Origin of the sequence: Kineococcus indalonis, assembly GCF_009906395.1 — a bacterium.
Classification (GTDB): Bacteria; Actinomycetota; Actinomycetes; order Actinomycetales; family Kineococcaceae; genus Kineococcus; species Kineococcus indalonis.
This window is the reverse complement of the sequence record NZ_JAAALM010000715.1, coordinates 1-1546: the sequence shown is the minus strand read 5'-3', so window position 1 is coordinate 1546 and position 1546 is coordinate 1. Positions and strand designations below refer to the sequence as shown.

1 protein-coding gene and 1 pseudogene are annotated in these 1546 nt (G+C 79.4%); one reads left to right on the top strand and one right to left on the bottom strand.

All coding sequences use genetic code 11. The features are described 5' to 3' along the window. A pseudogene (locus tag GTR00_RS20535) lies at nt 1-612 on the top strand (hypothetical protein); the annotation flags it as partial. A gap of 15 nt (nt 613-627) precedes the next feature. Here GTR00_RS20535 and GTR00_RS20530 read toward each other — a convergent pair. Further along, the gene (locus GTR00_RS20530) at nt 628-1356 is read right to left on the bottom strand and encodes a hypothetical protein (RefSeq protein WP_166613379.1); all 729 of its coding nucleotides are present in this window, start codon (nt 1354-1356) and stop codon (nt 628-630) included. Nucleotides 1357-1546 lie beyond the last annotated feature (190 nt).

The following is a 1546-nucleotide window of genomic DNA, read 5'->3' as shown; positions in this document are numbered from 1 at the left end:
CTGCCGACGATGGGCGCGCGGGAGCTGGACTCCGCCGCCCTGCGCGGCGCCGTGGCCGGTTTCGTCCTGGGGCGGCCCGCCCCGGGCGCCGGCGCGGGCCGGCGCGACGTGCGCGCGATGCTTCTGGACGCCTACGGCCCCTCCCGCCGCGATGCGCAGCGCCCCGACCTGGCCGCCGCGGCGGAGGACCTGGGCATGTCCGCCCGTCAGCTGCAGCGGTGGGTGCGCGGGGAGACCGTCCCGGCGCGCACCAACCCGCGCCTGCAGAAGCTCGTCCGCCGGGCCCGCGCCGCGCTGGGCTCCAGGGCCGGGCGCCGGCGGGCGCTGGGGCGCCACCCCGCCCCGGCGCCGGCCGCGGCCGGCGGGGCGCTCAAGGTGCGCGTCGGGGGGGTGCAGGGGGTGCTCTCCAGCAACGACGACCAGTACCGCGACCGGGTCACCGAGACGCAGATGTCCCCGGAGGAGTTCGCGCAGCTGCAGCAGGTGTGGGCCGAGCACGGCCACCGGGGGGCGGTGGACTTCCTGCACGCCCACTTCGACCGCACCTACGTCACCAACTGGCACTTCGAGTCCATCGACTCCGTCGAGTGGGCCGGTCCGCGCGGGCGCTGAGCACCCGCCGCGCCCTCACGCCCCCTCCACCCACCGGTGGCGCTCGCGCCGGCCCCGCACGCCGGCGCGCCGCGCCAGGCGGGACAGGTCGGGCACCGGCGCGCCCGCCAGCCAGCCGTCGCTGTGGCCCTTGGGCATCCGGTCGGGGTGCACGCGGGTGCGCCAGGGGCCCACCTCCCGCAGCAGCGCGTGGCGCAGCACGACCGCGTCGAAGCGGTGGCCGGTGCCGTAGGCGTCGAGGACCTGCCACCGCCCGCCGGGCACCGAGGCCGGGCGCGGCGGGGAGGTGCGCAACCGCGCCACGTTGGGCGCGTGCGCCCCCACCACGCCGGCGCGCGCGTACCCCAGGTCCGGGTTGAGCACCACCAGCAGCAGGTGCTCGCCCAGCCAGCCGCGCTCGGCCCACAGCGCCACCGGGGAGCTGAACGCCCCGTCGCGCTGCGAGGCCCGCTCGACCTCCGCGGCGGCCTCGGCGGCGTTGCGCGCGTCGTCCTCCTGGCGCTGCAGGACGTCCGGCGCGGGCAGCAGCGCGGCCCGCAGCCGGTGCGCCGCCTGCTGCCCGGGGCGCGCGTGACCGCCCAGCCAGCGCTGCACCTGCCGGGGGGAGACGCCGGCGGCGGCGGCCAGCGCCGCGGTGTCCACCCGCTCGCCCGGGCCGGTGGTGAAGGCCAGGCGCGCGGCGTGCCGCAGCTCCTCCAGCGTCCACGACCGCTGCGGCGGCGGGGGTGCGCTCGCGGTCTCCACGGGCGCAGTGTGCCGCCCGGCGCCACCGGTGTCGACGCCGGCGTGGCGGGTCAGCGGGAGGGGGCCCGCCGTGCGGCTGTGGTTGCGTCGAGCACCTTCCCGTGGCACGGTCCTCGTGCCGAGGGGCCAGGTCACCGGTGCGCAGCGCAGCCCACCACCCGGTCCCCGGGAGGAGAGCAGACGTGAGAAC